Annotated in this window: 14 protein-coding genes; 4 read left to right on the top strand and 10 right to left on the bottom strand. The window is 62.3% G+C overall.

Annotated features, from left to right (window positions below; translation table 11 throughout):
- Positions 1–27 precede the first annotated feature (27 nt).
- From ASC86_RS18815 to ASC86_RS18800, 4 genes are all read right to left on the bottom strand, one after another.
- Positions 28–576, bottom strand: a complete 549-nt coding sequence (locus tag ASC86_RS18815) for a sarcosine oxidase subunit gamma (protein ID WP_056324691.1) — start codon at positions 574–576, stop codon at positions 28–30.
- Positions 569–3,562 carry a sarcosine oxidase subunit alpha gene (locus ASC86_RS18810; RefSeq protein ID WP_056324689.1) on the bottom strand — a complete coding sequence of 998 codons (2,994 nt, stop codon included), beginning with the start codon at positions 3,560–3,562 and terminating at the stop codon, positions 569–571. Before ASC86_RS18810 ends, ASC86_RS18815 begins: the two co-directional genes overlap by 8 nt.
- Positions 3,559–3,900: a sarcosine oxidase subunit delta gene (locus ASC86_RS18805; protein WP_056324686.1), complete on the bottom strand. Its 342-nt coding sequence runs from the start codon at positions 3,898–3,900 to the stop codon at positions 3,559–3,561. Before ASC86_RS18805 ends, ASC86_RS18810 begins: the two co-directional genes overlap by 4 nt.
- 73 nt (positions 3,901–3,973) lie before the next feature.
- Positions 3,974–5,227 carry a sarcosine oxidase subunit beta family protein gene (locus tag ASC86_RS18800; protein ID WP_056324684.1) on the bottom strand — a complete coding sequence of 418 codons (1,254 nt, stop codon included), beginning with the start codon at positions 5,225–5,227 and terminating at the stop codon, positions 3,974–3,976.
- Between the two features lie 358 nt (positions 5,228–5,585).
- Here ASC86_RS18800 and rpsU point away from each other — a divergent pair, with 358 nt between their 5' ends.
- Positions 5,586–5,819, top strand: a complete 234-nt coding sequence (rpsU, locus tag ASC86_RS18795; protein ID WP_056324682.1) for a 30S ribosomal protein S21 — start codon at positions 5,586–5,588, stop codon at positions 5,817–5,819.
- Between the two features lie 239 nt (positions 5,820–6,058).
- A complete protein-coding gene (locus ASC86_RS18790) occupies positions 6,059–6,964 on the top strand; it encodes a tetratricopeptide repeat protein (protein WP_082510298.1) in 906 nt (301 codons plus the stop codon).
- Positions 6,965–7,070: 106 nt separating this feature from the next.
- Here ASC86_RS18790 and ASC86_RS18785 read toward each other — a convergent pair whose 3' ends face one another.
- The 3 genes from ASC86_RS18785 to ASC86_RS18775 all read right to left on the bottom strand — a co-directional run bounded on the left by ASC86_RS18785 (position 7,071) and on the right by ASC86_RS18775 (position 10,713).
- On the bottom strand, positions 7,071–7,295 hold the full coding sequence (locus ASC86_RS18785) for an aa3-type cytochrome c oxidase subunit IV (RefSeq protein WP_056324680.1): 225 nt from the start codon (positions 7,293–7,295) through the stop codon (positions 7,071–7,073).
- 185 nt (positions 7,296–7,480) lie between these two features.
- Positions 7,481–8,248 carry a hypothetical protein gene (locus ASC86_RS18780; RefSeq protein WP_056324678.1) on the bottom strand — a complete coding sequence of 256 codons (768 nt, stop codon included), beginning with the start codon at positions 8,246–8,248 and terminating at the stop codon, positions 7,481–7,483.
- A gap of 161 nt (positions 8,249–8,409) precedes the next feature.
- Positions 8,410–10,713 carry an EAL domain-containing protein gene (locus ASC86_RS18775; protein ID WP_056324675.1) on the bottom strand — a complete coding sequence of 768 codons (2,304 nt, stop codon included), beginning with the start codon at positions 10,711–10,713 and terminating at the stop codon, positions 8,410–8,412.
- Between the two features lie 412 nt (positions 10,714–11,125).
- Here ASC86_RS18775 and ASC86_RS18770 point away from each other — a divergent pair, with 412 nt between their 5' ends.
- Entirely contained in the window at positions 11,126–11,893 is a 768-nt protein-coding gene (locus ASC86_RS18770) for a gamma-glutamyl-gamma-aminobutyrate hydrolase family protein (RefSeq protein ID WP_056324673.1), read from the top strand.
- A 61-nt stretch (positions 11,894–11,954) separates the two neighbouring features.
- Here ASC86_RS18770 and ASC86_RS18765 read toward each other — a convergent pair whose 3' ends face one another.
- The 3 genes from ASC86_RS18765 to ASC86_RS18755 all read right to left on the bottom strand — a co-directional run bounded on the left by ASC86_RS18765 (position 11,955) and on the right by ASC86_RS18755 (position 14,603).
- Positions 11,955–12,932: a 2-hydroxyacid dehydrogenase gene (locus tag ASC86_RS18765; RefSeq protein WP_056324671.1), complete on the bottom strand. Its 978-nt coding sequence runs from the start codon at positions 12,930–12,932 to the stop codon at positions 11,955–11,957.
- A gap of 61 nt (positions 12,933–12,993) precedes the next feature.
- Positions 12,994–14,013, bottom strand: coding sequence for a LacI family DNA-binding transcriptional regulator (locus ASC86_RS18760; protein WP_056324669.1), 1,020 nt, complete (start codon positions 14,011–14,013; stop codon positions 12,994–12,996).
- An 80-nt stretch (positions 14,014–14,093) separates the two neighbouring features.
- Positions 14,094–14,603: a MarR family winged helix-turn-helix transcriptional regulator gene (locus ASC86_RS18755; protein WP_056324666.1), complete on the bottom strand. Its 510-nt coding sequence runs from the start codon at positions 14,601–14,603 to the stop codon at positions 14,094–14,096.
- Between the two features lie 94 nt (positions 14,604–14,697).
- Here ASC86_RS18755 and ASC86_RS18750 point away from each other — a divergent pair, with 94 nt between their 5' ends.
- The gene (locus tag ASC86_RS18750) at positions 14,698–15,489 is read left to right on the top strand and encodes a creatininase family protein (protein ID WP_056324664.1); all 792 of its coding nucleotides are present in this window, start codon (positions 14,698–14,700) and stop codon (positions 15,487–15,489) included.
- Positions 15,490–15,619: the final 130 nt, after the last annotated feature.

Genomic DNA, 15,619 nt, shown 5'->3' with positions numbered 1-15,619 from the left:
AGATGCGGCGAATACCGCACCGAATCCTCAGTGCCCGGAATCTTCAGCACCTTCCGCCAACAGCCCGGAAACATAAGGCGCAAACGAGCGCCAGCATTCCACCCGGAAAGCATCTTCCGCCGTGCGCAGCAACACGATTTCCGCCTTGCCGAACACCGTGCGCGAGCAGCCGCCGACCGGGAAGATGGCGAGCGAAAGGTCTTGGGGGCAGCCGCTGTTGAGGGTCGCTTCCGCACCGGGTCCCTTGACCAACAGCGCGGTGTTGCGGTGGGAGACATCTGTTGCCGAATGCATCACCCCGCTCGAAGCGGCAGAAGAGAGAAGATCGGCTTCCGTCTCGTCGATGATCAGCCATTCATCCGGCCCGAGCCAGAGCGCATGGCGGCCGCCGGAGGAGGCGGATGCCTTCGGCCGGGTCGGCAGCTCGATGCCGAGCGCTGCCGAGAGGCTTGCGACCGCATCCGGCTTGGCCCGAAGCGACAGGCGGCTTGCCGGCGCTGCGGGAGAGACTGAGGCGGAGGCAGAGCCGCCGTGAAAGCCGGAAAGCGGCAATGTGCGCGTTGCGAGATCAGCCATTGAGCCGCACTCCTTCCTTGTCGATAAACACCATCTCGCTCACCTCGACCGCAATCGTGCGGTCGGGCATGGGCACGTAAAGCGTCTGGCCAAGCTTTGCCTTGCCATCGACGACAAGCGCCATGGCGATGGACCGGCCGCAATTTTCCGACCAGTAGGACGACGTGACATGGCCGAGCATGGTCATCGGCTTCGGCTGGTTCGGATCGGCAACGATCTGCGCGCCCTCCTCCAGCACCACCTTCGGGTCCTTGGTCAGAAGGCCGACCAGTTGCTTGCGGCCGGACTTGACGAGATCCGGGCGCTTCAGGCCGCGGATGCCGACGAAATCCGGCTTCTTCTTGCCGACCGCCCAGCTGAGGCTGGCATCATCGGGGGTCACGGTACCGTCCGTGTCCTGGCCGACGATGATATAGCCCTTTTCGGCGCGCAGGATGTGCATGGTCTCGGTGCCGTAGGCACAGCCGCCGGCCTTTTCGACTTCCGCCCGGATCGCTTCCCAGATTGCTGGGCCGAAATCGGCGGGCACGTTGACTTCGAAGCCCATTTCACCGGTGAACGACATGCGGAACAGCCGGGTCGGCACGCCGCAGATCTTGCCTTCGCGCACGCTCATGTGCGGGAAGGCCTCGTTGGAAAGATCGATGCCCTCGACCAGCGACGCGATGACGTCGCGGGCCTTCGGTCCCTGAACAGCGATCACCGCCCACTGCTCGGTGGCCGAGGTCAGCCAGACGTTGAGATGGGGGAACTCGGTCTGCAGATAGTCTTCCATATGGTTCATGACGCGGGCGGCACCGCCGGTCGTCGTCGTCACATGGAAACGATCTTCCGCCATGCGGCCGACGACGCCGTCGTCATAGACGAAGCCGTCTTCCCGCAGCATGATGCCGTAGCGGCAGCGGCCGGGTTTCAGCGTATCCCAGCTGTTGGTGTAGATCAGGTTGAGGAAGGCGGCCGCATCCGGGCCGACGACCTCAATCTTGCCGAGCGTCGAGGCATCGAACATGCCGACCGATTCACGCACGGTCTTGCACTCGCGGTTGACCGCCTGGTGCATGTCTTCGCCGGCGCGCGGATAATACCAGGCGCGCTTCCACTGGCCGACATCCTCGAACACGGCACCTTCCGCTTCTTCCAAGGCATGCATCGGCGTCTTGCGGGTGGGGTCGAACAGTTCGCCGCGCGAATGGCTGATCAGCGTGCCGAAGGTGACCGGCGTATAGGGTGCGCGGAAAGTCGTGAGACCGACTTCCGGAATACCGCGTCCGAGCGCTTCGGCGGCGATCGCCAGACCATGCAGGTTGGAAAGCTTGCCCTGATCGGTCGCCATGCCGTTGGTGGTGAAGCGCTTGATATGCTCGATCGAGTGCATGCCTTCGCGCACGGCCAGACGAATGTCCTTGGCGCAGACGTCGTTCTGGAAGTCGATGAACGCCTTGACGGTGGTGTCTTCGCCGGCACCTTCCGCAGCGCCGGACATGCCGCCGGTCCACTGGAAGGCGTTCTTCGCCTGCAGCTCGACCTTGCTGGCCGCCTCGAAGCCCGAAGCCTTGGCCATCAGCTCGCCGGCAGCCAGTGCTTCCTCGATGGTGGCCTGCAGATCGTTGGTGCCGTTGCAGGCGCCGATCGAAAGGCAATCCTGCGCATAGACGCCCGGCAGGAACGCACCGCTCGCCGCGTCGTAGGCGACCTTGCCGCGCGACTGGGAGAACATATGCACCGAAGGCGTCCAGCCGGCCGAGGTCAGGAGCGCGTCGATGGCGATATTGCGCTTGGCCGTAGAGCCGTTGCGGGCAACCGACATGCCGGCGACACGCAGCTTGCCGGAGGTGTCGATAACGCTGTGACCGGTCAACACCTCGATGCCCAGTGAACGGGCTTCCGCGAGAACGGCTTCACCCGGCTTTTCACGGCAATCGACGATGGCGGCGACGGTCACCCCGGCGCGCTTCAGGTCGAAGGCGGCTTCATAGGCCGAGTCATTGGCGGTGTAGACGCCGACCTTGCGGCCGACGGCAACGCCGAAATGGTTGAGATAGGTGCGCGCCGCAGACGCCTGCAGGATGCCGGGACGATCGTTGTTGGCGAACACCATGTGGCGTTCGATCGCACCGGTGGCGATGATCACGCGCTTGGCACGCACCTGCCACATGCGCTCACGCGGCAGGCGGCGGTCGGGCTTGGAGACATGATCCGTCACGCGTTCGACGAGGGCGACGAAATTCTGGGCGTAATAGCCGAAGGCCGTCGTGCGGGTCAGCACCGTAACATTCGACATCTTGGCGAGATCGGCCGCCGTCTTCTGCGCCCAGGTAAAGCCATCGACGCCGTCGACGGTGACGCTCTTGTCATAGTGCATGGCGCCGCCGACTTCCGGCTGCTCGTCGCAGAGGATGACACGGGCACCGGTCTTTGCCGCCGCAAGGGCTGCCGAAAGGCCGGCGATACCGCCGCCGATCACCAGCACGTCGCAATGGGCGTAGCGGCTGGCGTAATGATCCGGATCTTCCTGTGTCGGCGCAACGCCGAGGCCGGCAGCGGCGCGGATCTGCGGCTCATAGATGTGCTTCCAGGCCTGCTTCGGCCACATGAAGGTCTTGTAGTAGAAGCCGGCGGCGAAGAACGGTGACAGCAGGTTGTTGATCGAGCCGACGTCGAAGGAGAGCGACGGATAGCGGTTCTGCGAGATCGTCTTCATACCGTCGAAGACTTCCTGCACGGTGGCGCGCACGTTCGGCTGCTGGCGCGCGGCGTCTCGTTCGACACCGATCAGGGCGTTCGGCTCTTCAGGGCCAGCGGAGACGACGCCGCGCGGGCGGTGATATTTGAACGAACGGCCGACGAGATGTACGCCGTTGGCAAGCAGCGCCGAGGCGACGGTGTCGCCCTCAAGCGCGGTATAGCTCTTGCCGTCGAAGGTGAAGCGCGCGGTCTTTGCCGGGGTCAGGCGGCCAGCGCCGGGAATGCGGTTTGCGCCGGTCATTTCGCGTTGGACTCCGTGGCTTCATAGGTTTCGACAAGGGCAGCGGCTGGTGCCGCCGCATCCAGATCCGGCTTCGGTTCGCCGGCCTTGTAGGTCAGCTTGAACTTGTCGCTGACGGTATCGCGCGCCGCATTGAAAAAGCGGCCACAGCCGTTGATGTGCCGCCAGCGCTCGAAGATCAGCCCTTTCGGGTTGTCGCGCAGGAAGAAGAACTCTTCGAATTCTTCGTCGGTGATATCGGCGATGTTGGACGGCCGGACGATATGGGCATCGCCTGCACCGCGGAACTCAAGCTCGGAACGCTCTTCCTCGCAATAGGGGCAATAGATCAGCAGCATGGGAAGCTCCCGGCACTTTGAAATGTCGAAGACGGATAGACCGCCATGATAGAAACGCGCATGGCAGACCCCGTCAGTGCGCGACGGCAGCCGCGGCTGCCTCGTCGATCAGGCGTCCGGTACGGAAGCGATCGAGTGTGAGGCCCGCAGCCAGCCGGTGCGGCTCGCCCCTGGCGATGAGGTGGGCGAAGAGGTTGGCCGAGCCCGGCGTCGCCTTGAAGCCGCCGGTGCCCCAGCCGCAGTTGACGAACAGGTTCTGGACCGGCGTCACGCCCTGGATCGCCGAGCGATCCGGCGTGTTGTCGGTGATACCGCCCCACTGGCGCATCATCTTCACACGGCGGAAGATCGGGAACAGTTCGCAGATCGCATCCAGCGTATGGGTGATGATTTGCAGGCCACCGGTCTGGGAGTAGGAATTGTACTGGTCGGTGCCGGCGCCGATGACGAGCTCGCCCTTGTCGGACTGCGAGATATAGGCATGCACCGTGTTCGACATGACGACGCAGGGGAAGATCGGCTTCATCGGCTCGGACACCAGTGCCTGCAGCGGCACCGAATGCAGCGGCACGCGCACGTCGGCCATCGCCATGACGACGGAGTTATGACCCGACGCGGAAACGCCGATCTTCTTCGCGCCGATAAAGCCGCGGTTGGTATCGACACCGGTGACTTCACCGTTCGGACCGCGGCGGATGCCCTTCACTTCGCAATTCTGGATGATATGGACGCCGCGATCGGCGGCCGCGCGGGCGTAACCCCAGGCAACGGCATCGTGGCGGGCCGTGCCGCCGCGACGCTGGAGGGCGGCGCCATTGATCGGATAACGCGCACCGGCTGCGATATCGAGCGGCGGGCAGAAATCCTTTGCCTGCTCCGGTGTCAGCCATTCGTTGTCGATGCCGTGCAACCGGTTGGCATGGATATGGCGCTTGAATACCTGCTGGTCATGGACATTGTGCGACAGCATCATGACGCCGCGCGGCGAATACATGATGTTGTAATTGAGCTCCTGGCTGAGGTTTTCCCACAGCTTCAGGGAATGCTCGTAAATGTCCATGCTCTCGTCATAGAGATAGTTGGACCGGATGATCGTGGTGTTACGGCCGGTATTGCCGCCGCCGAGCCAGCCTTTTTCCAGCACCGCAACATTTGTGATGCCGTGCTCCTTGGCGAGATAATAGGCAGCGCCGAGGCCATGACCGCCGCCGCCGACGATGATGACGTCATATTCCTTGCGCGGCTCGGGCGAGGTCCACTGCGCCTCCCAACCCTTGTGGCCACGCATCGCTTCGCGAGCCACGGCAAAAACCGAATATTTGCGCATCCGCCTTTAAACTCCGTCCATCCGGGGAATTCCGTTTCGATCATAGAAATGGCAAATCCTGCGTTTCCGCAACGGTTCTTTTGCGACGCATAACAGCGCTTCCTGCGTATGTTGCGACATCGGCCCAACATCGCCCGCTCTCGCCGAACAGGGCCGCGTCCGGCTCCATCCAATGTGAAAATTCGGGTCATCCGGCAATTTTCGCCGCTTGCCGGTAACTGGCGGCTGGACTTTGGCCGGACGATCTGGTATCCGCTCTCTCCAATCGTAAAGCTCTAGGGCTCCGCGAATATCATTTTATTGCCTCGTCGACCTGACTTCGTGAGGCTGATAACTCGAACAAAGGAACGGGATTAACGTGCAGGTACTAGTCCGCGACAACAACGTCGATCAAGCGCTTCGCGCACTCAAGAAGAAGATGCAGCGCGAAGGTATCTTCCGTGAAATGAAGATGCGCGACTACTACGAGAAGCCGTCCCAGAAGCGCGCCCGCGAAAAGGCCGAAGCCGTTCGCCGCGTTCGCAAGCTGGCTCGTAAGCGCATGCAGCGCGAAGGCCTGATCAGCGGTGGCCGCACCGCAGCTGCACGCTGATCCGCGGTTTCGACGCCTAGACGACATACCCGGCGGGGGCGACTTTTGTCGCCACCGCCTTTTCTGTATGCGGCGGGGTTTTCCGCCGGAAGCTTGCCGAAGCCGGTCGATCCGGTCCGTGGCGGCGGCGCGCGAGACGCGCCATAATGTCTTCGGACATGGAGCGCAGCATCGACGGAGATGCTCCCGATTCGCTCTTCACTGGAAGTGCACATGGCTTGAACGGACACCGTCGGCGCATGTGTGACGAGCATCGTTTAATTGAGGAATCGATCTTGACATCGACTGCCAGGACTGCGGATTTTTCCGGTAAAATCTCCTTCGCCCGTCTGATCGGCCTTGCCGGCGTCCTGACGGTCGGCGCCATCGGCCTTTCCGGCTGCCAGACGGCCGATACCTCGGCCAACATGATGCGTGTCGAGCGCGAGCAGGGTTCCGAGCAGAACATCGCCTCGCTCTCCAACGTCATCGCCGCCAATCCGAGCGATCCGGAAGGCTACAACGTGCGCGGATCGGCCTATGGCCGCGCCGGCGAATTCCGCCGCGCGCTTGCCGATTTCAACAAGGCGCTGGAACTCAATCCGCAGTTCTACCAGGCCTATGCCAACCGGGCGCTGGTCGAGCGCAATATGGGCGACCTGTCGCAGGCGCAGGCCGACTACAACCGTGCCATCCAGCTCAACGCCCGCTACGACGTCGCCTATATCGGCCGCGGCAATCTCTACCGTCAGGCCGGCCAGCTCGATTCAGCCTTCGCCGATTTCAACAAGGCGATCGAACTCGATACGACCGATCCGCGCGCCTATCACAATCGCGGCCTGATCTATCAGGCCCGCAACCAGCATGCCCAGGCGATCGAGGACTTCTCGACGGCGATCTCGCTGTCGCCGAACTCGCCAGAGCCCTACAACGGCCGCGGCATCTCCTATGTCGCACAGAACGACAACGACAACGCCTTCTCCGATTTCAACACCGCCATCACGCTCAACGGCAACATCGCCGAATCCTGGGCGAACCAGGCGCTGGTCTATGAGCGCCAGGGCAATATGGAAAAGGCCAAGCGCTCCTATTCGCACGCTCTGAAGCTCGATCCAAAATACGAGCCGGCACGCGCAGGCCTCAACCGCATCAACGGCGGCGCCTGACCGAAACCGGCCTTCCCCGCGAAAAGCACATACAAAAATGCCCGCGTGACGCGGGCATTTTTCGTTTCAACTCTTTAACTTCAACGTCGCCGTTGCGGGCGCGCTATCAGCGCAGCAGCACGAAGCCGGCGATGTTGAGAAGAATGAACAGCACGAGTGCCGAGAAGAAGCCGGCGCTGGTGAAGAAACCGGCAGCCATGGAGATCAGCAAAGCGATACAGAACAGCGTGCCGAACTTCGATGCGACCAGGAAGAAATTGTAGGTCTTTTCGTGCTCGGCATAGTCCATCGGTGCACCCGTTTCGACCGGTCCGGTATGATGCTCAGCCATCGTCCATTGTCTCCCTGACATCCGGCAGCCGCAGGCGGCCTCGCCGTCACAATTCGTTTTACCTATGGAATGCCGAACGCCTCACTTCGGCAACCCTCTCTAGCAGCCCTTACACAAAGCCGGCCGCAAGCGCAACGAAAACCCGCGAAAACACTGCGTCATAAGGCTGCACAACGCCGCGAGACTCAGGCCCGCCGGCCGGCAAGATGGGAACGCGCCCTGCTCTGCGCCGTCATCGCCAGCCGCGCCGTCGGCAGGATGGTGAGCGGCGTCGGCCTGACGCGGCGGTCGCCGAACATCATGCGGCGCTCGAAGGGCTCGCTGTCGAAGAAAGGAAAGCGCTTGTAGAGCCACGGGCGGATTTCGCGCACGCGCGCCGCCAGCAGTGTCAGGTCGATCTTGTAGTCGCCGCAGTTCTTCTGCGGTTCGACGATGGTATCGGCATCGAACACCCGCTTGTAGAAGGCCGCATGCTGCGGCTTCACCAGCGACAGACAGCGATCGACGTCGAAATGTTCCGATGCCATGGTCGCCACACGCAGCGTCAGATAAGGAATGGCCGGCATTTCCCGGACCACCTGCGGATCGGCCGCCAGCCGCACCGGATCGATCAGGCTCATGCCGGCATCGAGAAAGGCGTGGATTTCCTTGCCGAAGATCGTCGCCGACGAGCTGACGCGATGCTCCGGCGTCACGTGATGCACGCGCACGGTGCTGATCAGCCGCTCCCGGTAGTAAATCCCGAAGACATAGGCATGGCTGTCGAAATCGACGTCATCGATCAGCTGCGAACCGGAAACCGGCAGGATATCGGCCATCTGGTAGGCCTTGGCGCGGATGCGGGCCACCTCCTCCATATCCTCGCCCGTTTCGACGCGGCGATACTCGACGCGATCCAGGATTTCAAGCAGCCGGTCGGCAAACCGGCTCTCCGACGCAATACTCTTGTCCATCGACGATGCCCCTTTAACGAAGCATTCATCTTATAAAGGGCGGGCCCTCACAATACGTTAATAGATTTTTAACGATAAACCATTTGTTAACCTTAACAAATGGTTAACGCTAATGGAGCGCGCGTTGTCGCCGGCGTTGAAAACGTTGATTTGAAAGGCTTTCAGGCGATGCGCCGGTCGAACGGCGAGCCGTTCTTCTTGGAGAGCGTCTCGTCCAAGGCTTCGACGGCCTGCGAGGTCATCGGGGCGGCAAAGACGTAGCCCTGCACCAGATCGGCACATTTGAACTCGTTGACCAGCGCCAGCTGGTCGCTCGTCTCGACGCCTTCAATCACCGTCTTCAGGTCGAGTTCGCGTGCGAGGTTGACGGTGCCGCGCAGCAGCTTGAAGCGGCGGGCATCCTCGCGGATGTTGCGCACGAAGGACCGGTCGATCTTGATGATGTCGAGCGGCAGCGCATCGAGATAGCTGAGGCTCGAATAGCCGGTGCCGAAATCATCGATGGCGATGGTGATGCCGCGGGCGCGCAGTTCCTGCAGGATGGTACGGACCTTCGCGGTCTCTTCCATCAGGCAGCTTTCCGTGACCTCCAGATGCAGGCGCGACGGCGGCAGGCCGGTCTCCGCGAGCGTATCGGCCACCAGCCCGACGATTTCGCTGTTGTGCAGGTCGAGCACCGAGAGATTGACCGAGACCGAGATATGCGCCGGCCACGACATGCAGTCGAGGCAGGCCTGGCGCAGCATGAAGCGGGTGATGTCGCCGACAAGGCCGATCTCTTCGGCGAGCGGAATGAACACGATCGGCGAAACGGGTCCCCGTTCCCCATGGGTCCAGCGCGCCAAAGCTTCGCAGCATTCGATGCGCGATCCGTCCGGCACGAACATCGGCTGGTAGGCGACGGAAAGTCCGCCATGCTCCACCGCCTCGCGCAGATCCGCTTTCAGTTTCTGGCGGTCGAGATAGTTGGCATCCATCTCCGCCTCGAAGGCCATCGCGCCGCCCTTGTTGCGGCTCTTGCTTTCGAAAAGCGCCAGATCCGCCTTGATCTGCATGTCCTCGATACGGAAATCGCTGCTGGAGACGATGACGTAGCCGGCGCTCATCGAGACGTTGAAGGTGAAACCATCGGCATGATAGGCGCCGCGCAACTGGGCGTGCAAAGCGCGCATGCGATCTTCGAGATCGCGCCGGTTGGTCTCGTTCGGAAAGAACAGCACGAACTCGTCGCCCATCAGGCGGGCGACGATGGCCTTATCCGTGGCGAGCCGCTTCAGCCGCTCGGCAATGGCGCAAAGCAGGCTGTCGCCGACGATATGGCCGCGGGTGTCGTTGACATGCTTGAACTCGGCGACATCGACGACCATGTAGCCGACCTTGCCGGCGCGCTTGCGCTCGGAAAGCGCGGCCTGGGCCAGCTCGGCAAAATAGTCGCGGTTCGGCAGGCCGGTCAGCGTGTCGAACCGCACCATCTGCAGGATTTTCTTTTCCGCACGCACCCGCGCCGTCACGTCCTCGAAGATCAGGACGATGCCGCCGTTCGGCCGAGTGCGGGCGGCGAATTCGAGATAAAGCTCTTCCGAAAACGGCACGAGCGCACGCGATTGCTCGCCGCGCATCAACCGGTCGAGCTGGCGCAGCACCTGTTTGGCCTGCTCCTGTTCCAGAAAGGTATGCCGCACGCCGTAGCGCAGCACGGCATCGAGATGAGCATCCTTCAGCCGCGTCTGTTCGCCGAGATTGAGAAGCTCGCAGGCGCGCCGGTTGGCGACCAGAATGCGACCATCGGAATCGAGCATGAACAGACCGTGCGTCATGTTGTTGAGGGCAAGGTCGAAGCGTTCGGCGATCGTCGAGATTTCGTGGGCGGCGATGACGTTCTTGTAGAGGAATTCGCGCACGCCCCTCGCCATCGCCCAGGTCGTCAGCATGAAGGGTACGAGCAGCAGCGCCAGCAATGCCATATAACCATCGCGCAACGCTAGGAGCCCGAAAATGATCGGACCGCAGGCCGACAGCGTCATGACAATGACGGCGCGGGCCGAACCGTAATTGCGCCCGACGATCGACACCATGGTCGCCAGCGTCACGGAGATGCAGGCGAATTCGGCAAAGGAATCGCGGCTGACGAGAATGCTGTAGGCGCACGCAAGGCCTAGCGTCACTGTCGCGCAGATCGCGCCGATATTGTAGCGGTTTTCCCAGACGCGGATGCCCTCCTGCCCCATGGCCGAAAGATCGACCTTGTCGAACCGGCGCATACCAAAACCGCGTGCTGTCCAGATCAGGACGATGGCGGCGCAGCAGCCGACATAGAAGAGGTCACCGGTCTTGGCGAAGACGAGCAGATAGGTCACGACATGCGACAGCATGCCGATCAGAAGCGTCTGGCGGTTTTCATAGAGAGAACTCACGAACGATCGATAGACATCGATCGCGAGTGTGCTCTGTTCCTTGGACTGCATGAACCCTCTGCTCCGGTTTGGCGAAGTGTTATTCCCGAGGGTTTAACGAATGATTTCGCCAGGATAACAGCAAAATGGCAGTCATCGCGCGCGAAAAAACACGTCCCGACAGAAATTCAACTCAATATTGCAGCGGGAATCAAGCATTACTGTATTTCACAACCATACATGGGTATTCCAATCATCAGTCTGCTACCGCACACAACCTCTGTTCTATATTTTACAACAGCCGATCCGGCAAAGTGGTTACCATGATCATAATAAACATTGGCCAGATTTCGCGCGTCGCGTTTCCTCGCGCCAGCGGAGCGGGACGGCCGAAACGCTTGACCGCTCGCTTGCGAATGACCTGGCAATCGGCTAGGCCAATAACCACATAGCCAGCGTCAGCCAGCACTCTCCGGAGAGGTCCATGTCGAAGCCTTTTGTTGTCATTCCCGCCGATTTCCGGCCCTTCGACGGCAATGTCTGGCATGCGGTGCAGCATCAATATGTACGGGCCGCCGTCGAGGGAGCCGGCGTGATGCCGCTCATCGTGCCCGCGCTCGAAGCCGGCAACGATGCCGACGCCATTCTCGACCGGGTCGACGGCCTGCTTCTCAGCGGTTCGCGCAGCAACGTCCATCCCTCCTATTACAGCGACGGAGAGGCGAAGGAAGCCGACGGCCCCTTCGATACCGGGCGCGACGCAACCGTAATGCCGCTGATCCGCCGCGCGCTGGAGCGGGGCATTCCACTGCTCGCCATCTGCCGCGGCATCCAGGAACTCAACGTCGCGCTTGGCGGCACGCTCGCCTCCGACATTCAGGAGCAGCCCGGCATCTGGGATCACCGCAAGCCGGACGTGGCGGAACTCGACATCGCCTATGGCATCCGTCAGACAGTGCTGGTGAAGGAGGGAAGCTGCCTTGCCTCCGTGCTCGGCGCTGGCGAAGTCCGTGTCAACTCCCTGCACCGACAGGCTATTTCCAAGACCGCGCCCCAGCTCGCCATCGAAGCCCTGGCGGAAGACGGCACAGTCGAGGCCGTTTCCGTGATCGGCTCCAAGGCCTTCGCGGTCGGCGTCCAGTGGCATCCGGAATACTGGGTCGGCAAGGACACGCCGTCCAACAAGCTGTTCGAAGCTTTTGGCGACGCCGTGCGTGCCTATGCCGACAGCAAGCGGAAGGTTACGGCCTGATCGACCCGCGATCTCCCGCTTCTCCCCACCGGGGAAAAGGGAAGAGCGCCAATCTTCAATCTCAGGACGAATGGCGCAGGAACGGTGTTTCCGGCACCGGCGTCAGCGCCTCGCCCTTCTCGAACCAGGCGATAAGATTGTCGACCACCAGATCGCCCATGGCGTTGCGGGTTGCCTGCGATGCCGAACCGACATGCGGCAGGACTGAGACATTCTCCATCCCCAGCAGCGCTTCGGGCACTTCAGGCTCGTTTTCGAAGACATCAAGGCCCGCCGCCGCGATCACCCCGTTCTGCAGCGCCTCGACAAGCGCGCCCTCGTCCACCGTGCTGCCGCGCCCGACATTGATCAGCACCCCGCTTTTGCCAAGCGCAGCCAGCACCTCCGCATTGACGGTGCCGCGCGTGCTTTCCGAGCCCGGCACGATGGCAATCAGCGTATCGACCGCCTCGGCCATGCTCGTCAGCGTCGGATAATAGGCATAGTCGAGCCCTTCGCGCGGATGGCGCGTGTGGTAGGCGATGGAAACGCTGAAATTCTCAAGCCGTTTTGCGATCGCAAGTCCGATGCGTCCAAGCCCGTAAAGGCCAACGGTCCGGCCTCGCAGCGTCAGCGGCGACAACGGAAAGGCGCCGTCCTTGGCCCAACGCCCCGTGCGCACCCATTGCTCGGCAACAGGAAAACGGCGCAGCGTGTTGAGAAGAAGCCCGATGGCCGTATCCGCCACCTCCTCCGTCAGCACATCCGGCGTATTGGTCACGACGATACCGCGCGAGGCAGCCTGCGCCGCATCGACGCCGTCATAGCCGACACCGAAATTCGCGATGATTTCCAGCTGCGGGAGGGCATCGACCAATTCGCACGGCAGCCTGCCCTGGATCGCAATGCCCTGCACCCGCTCGGCCATCCGCGGCGTCACCAGAGCCGGATCACCGGCCGCAAGCTGCACCAACTCGAAATGCTCCGGCAGACGTTCGAGAACCCGCTGGCTCATCCGCCCCGGAATAAGGACGACGGGACGGGTTTGCTTCTCAGCCATGGCGATTTCTCCGGTTCACTGACGCGAGAAACAATAACGCGCAGACGCCGAACGGAAAGGCTTATCCCGCGCGAAGCGGACCCGTCGACTGGCGGATGCGCATTTCCGGCTTGATGAGATGGATGCCGTCCGGCTCGTGGCTGCCGTTCAGCTTGTCGAGCAGCGCGCGGGCCGCACTGCGGCCGACTTCCGACTGGCCGTTCGAAACCGTGGTCAGCGCCGGCGTCGAGATCGAGGCTTCCTCGAGATCGTCATAGCCGGTCACCGAAACATCGCGGCCGGGCACTAGACCGGCGCGGGCGATGCCGTTCATCATGCCGATCGCCACCAGATCGTTCCAGCAAACCACGGCTGTCGGTTTCTGCGGCAGGGAAAGCAGATGCACCGCCGCCTCGAAGCCGCCCTGCATCGTGCGGGGGCCGGGGATGCGCAGGTTCGGATCGACCTCGATATTGGCCTTGCGCAGCGCCATCACATAGCCCTGGTAGCGGTCGCGGCCGGTCGAGGTGAGATCCGTGCCGCCGACCATGGCGATGCAGCGATGGCCGAGGCTGATCAAGTGATTGGTGGCAAGCGAAATGCCATAGGCATCGTCGCCGCGGAAGATCGGCACGTCGACACCTTCGATGGTGCGGGCGATCAGGATCGCCGGCATGCCGTTGTCCTCGGCAAGCTGGATATCCTCCGGCGGGGTGCCGATTGCCGGCGACATGATCACGCCATCGCCGCCGAGTTGCAGCAGCGTCTCGATGAAGGCCCGCTGTTTTTCGACGGAATCGTAGTGATTGGAGAGAATGAAGGTCTGGCGGTCGCGGTCGAGTTCCGCCTCGATCGCCTTCAGGATTTCCCCGTAGAACGGATTCATGATGTCGTGCACGACGACGCCGATGATGCCGGAGCGGGAGGTGCGAAGGCTGGCGGCGCGACGATTGTAGATATAGCCCAGCGCGCGGGCCTGTTCCTTGATCTTGTCGCGGGTGACGGTCGCCACCAGCGGGCTGTCGCGCAGGGCAAGCGAAACGGTTGCCGTCGATACGCCGAGCGTTTCGGCGATCGTCGAAAGCTTGATCTTCTGGGCCAAATTGCCTCCCCCGCCCCTACGGCACGGATACCCGTCTTTTTAAATTCCTCTTAAACTGTTTAAATGAAAGCCGCAACGAGTCAATCTTCGTCGGCTTCCGGCGGCGCCAGACCGTGCAGATTGCCGTCGACAACCCGCAGCAGCTTCATCAGCGTGCGCACCTGCTTGTCGCTCAGGCCGCGCGTCGCCGTCTCCTCCAGGGATTTTCCGGCCGCAGCGATGGTCTCTAACCGGTCGCGGCCGAGCGTGGTGAGATAGACCTTGGTCAGCCGGGCATCGTCCGTATCGGCCCGGCGCTCAAGAAAACCCTGCGCTTCCATACGGCCGATGGTGCGGGTCATGGTCGGCGCCTTGACGCCGAGGCGGGCGGCAAGTCCGCCGGCCGTCAGGCCGTCGGTTTCGGCCAGCGACATCATCACGCCGTCCTGGCCTGCATAGAGACCGCTTTCGGAAAGACTGCGCGACATGACGGTGCGCATGGAACGCGCCGCCTGAACCAGCGCCGTCGCCAGATCGGCGGCTTCGTTGAGGGCGACGTCGCGCTTCTTCTTGCCCTTGGCTTTCTTCTCGGCCTTGCTCTTCTTTCCCATCGATCCTCCAGCAAACGACTTGCGCGGCCTTGCATGCCTTGTATGACTCGAATGACACCGACACCGCAAGCGGCAGCAGAGAGCGAAAGAGACGATGGCAAGGCCGGCACCCCATTGGAAAGACAATGTTTCCGCCCTTGCACCGGCGGAGCGCGCAAGCTGGATCGCCGTTCTGCCACTCGGCGCCCATGAGCAGCACGGCCCCCATCTGCCGCCGGAAACCGATGCGATCATCGCCACCGGCCTTGTCGAACGTACGATCGCCCGCCTGCCGACGACGCTGCCCGTGACCTTCCTGCCAACGGAAGCGATCGGCTATTCCATCGAACATGCCGATTTCGCCGTAACCCGCAGCCTCTCTTACGACGAGGCGATTTCCCGCTGGCTCGCCATTGCCGAAGATCTGTCCAGACTTGGAATCCGCAAGCTGGTGCTGTTCAACGCCCATGGCGGGAATTCGCCGCTGATCACCATCGCCACGACCGAAGCGCGCGTCCGCTTCAATATGCTGGCGGTGGCGACGAGCTGGACGCGCTTCGGCCAGCCGCAGGGTCTCATCGATCCCGCTGACAAGGCGATCGACATTCATGGCGGCGATATCGAGACATCGGTGATGCTGGCGCTTGCGCCGGCTCAGGTGAAGATGGAAAAGGCCGCCGCCTTCCCCTCCCGTCAGAGCGATTTCATCCGTGATTTCACCCATCTGCGCGCCTATGGACCCCATGCCTTCGGCTGGAAGATGCAAGACCTGAATGACGAGGGCGTGGCCGGCAATGCGGCCGCCGCCACGGCCGAACGGGGCGAGCAACTGATCGACCATGCCGTCACCTGCTTCATCGAACTGCTTGAGGATGTCGACCGCTTCGATCTCTCGATGCTGCGATGATGGAACAAGAGGTTGCCGCTTGTCCCTTCTCCCCGCCTGCGGGGAGAAGGTGCCCGAAGGGCGGATGAGGGGCCTAAACCGTAGCACCCGCCCCTCACCCTAACCCTCTCCCCGCGCGCGGGGAGAGGGA

It is taken from the genome of Rhizobium sp. Root1212, from assembly GCF_001424985.1.
GTDB lineage: Bacteria > Pseudomonadota > Alphaproteobacteria > Rhizobiales > Rhizobiaceae > Pararhizobium.
The sequence above is the reverse complement of the archived record's forward strand: the minus strand, read 5'-3'. Positions and strand labels throughout refer to the sequence as shown.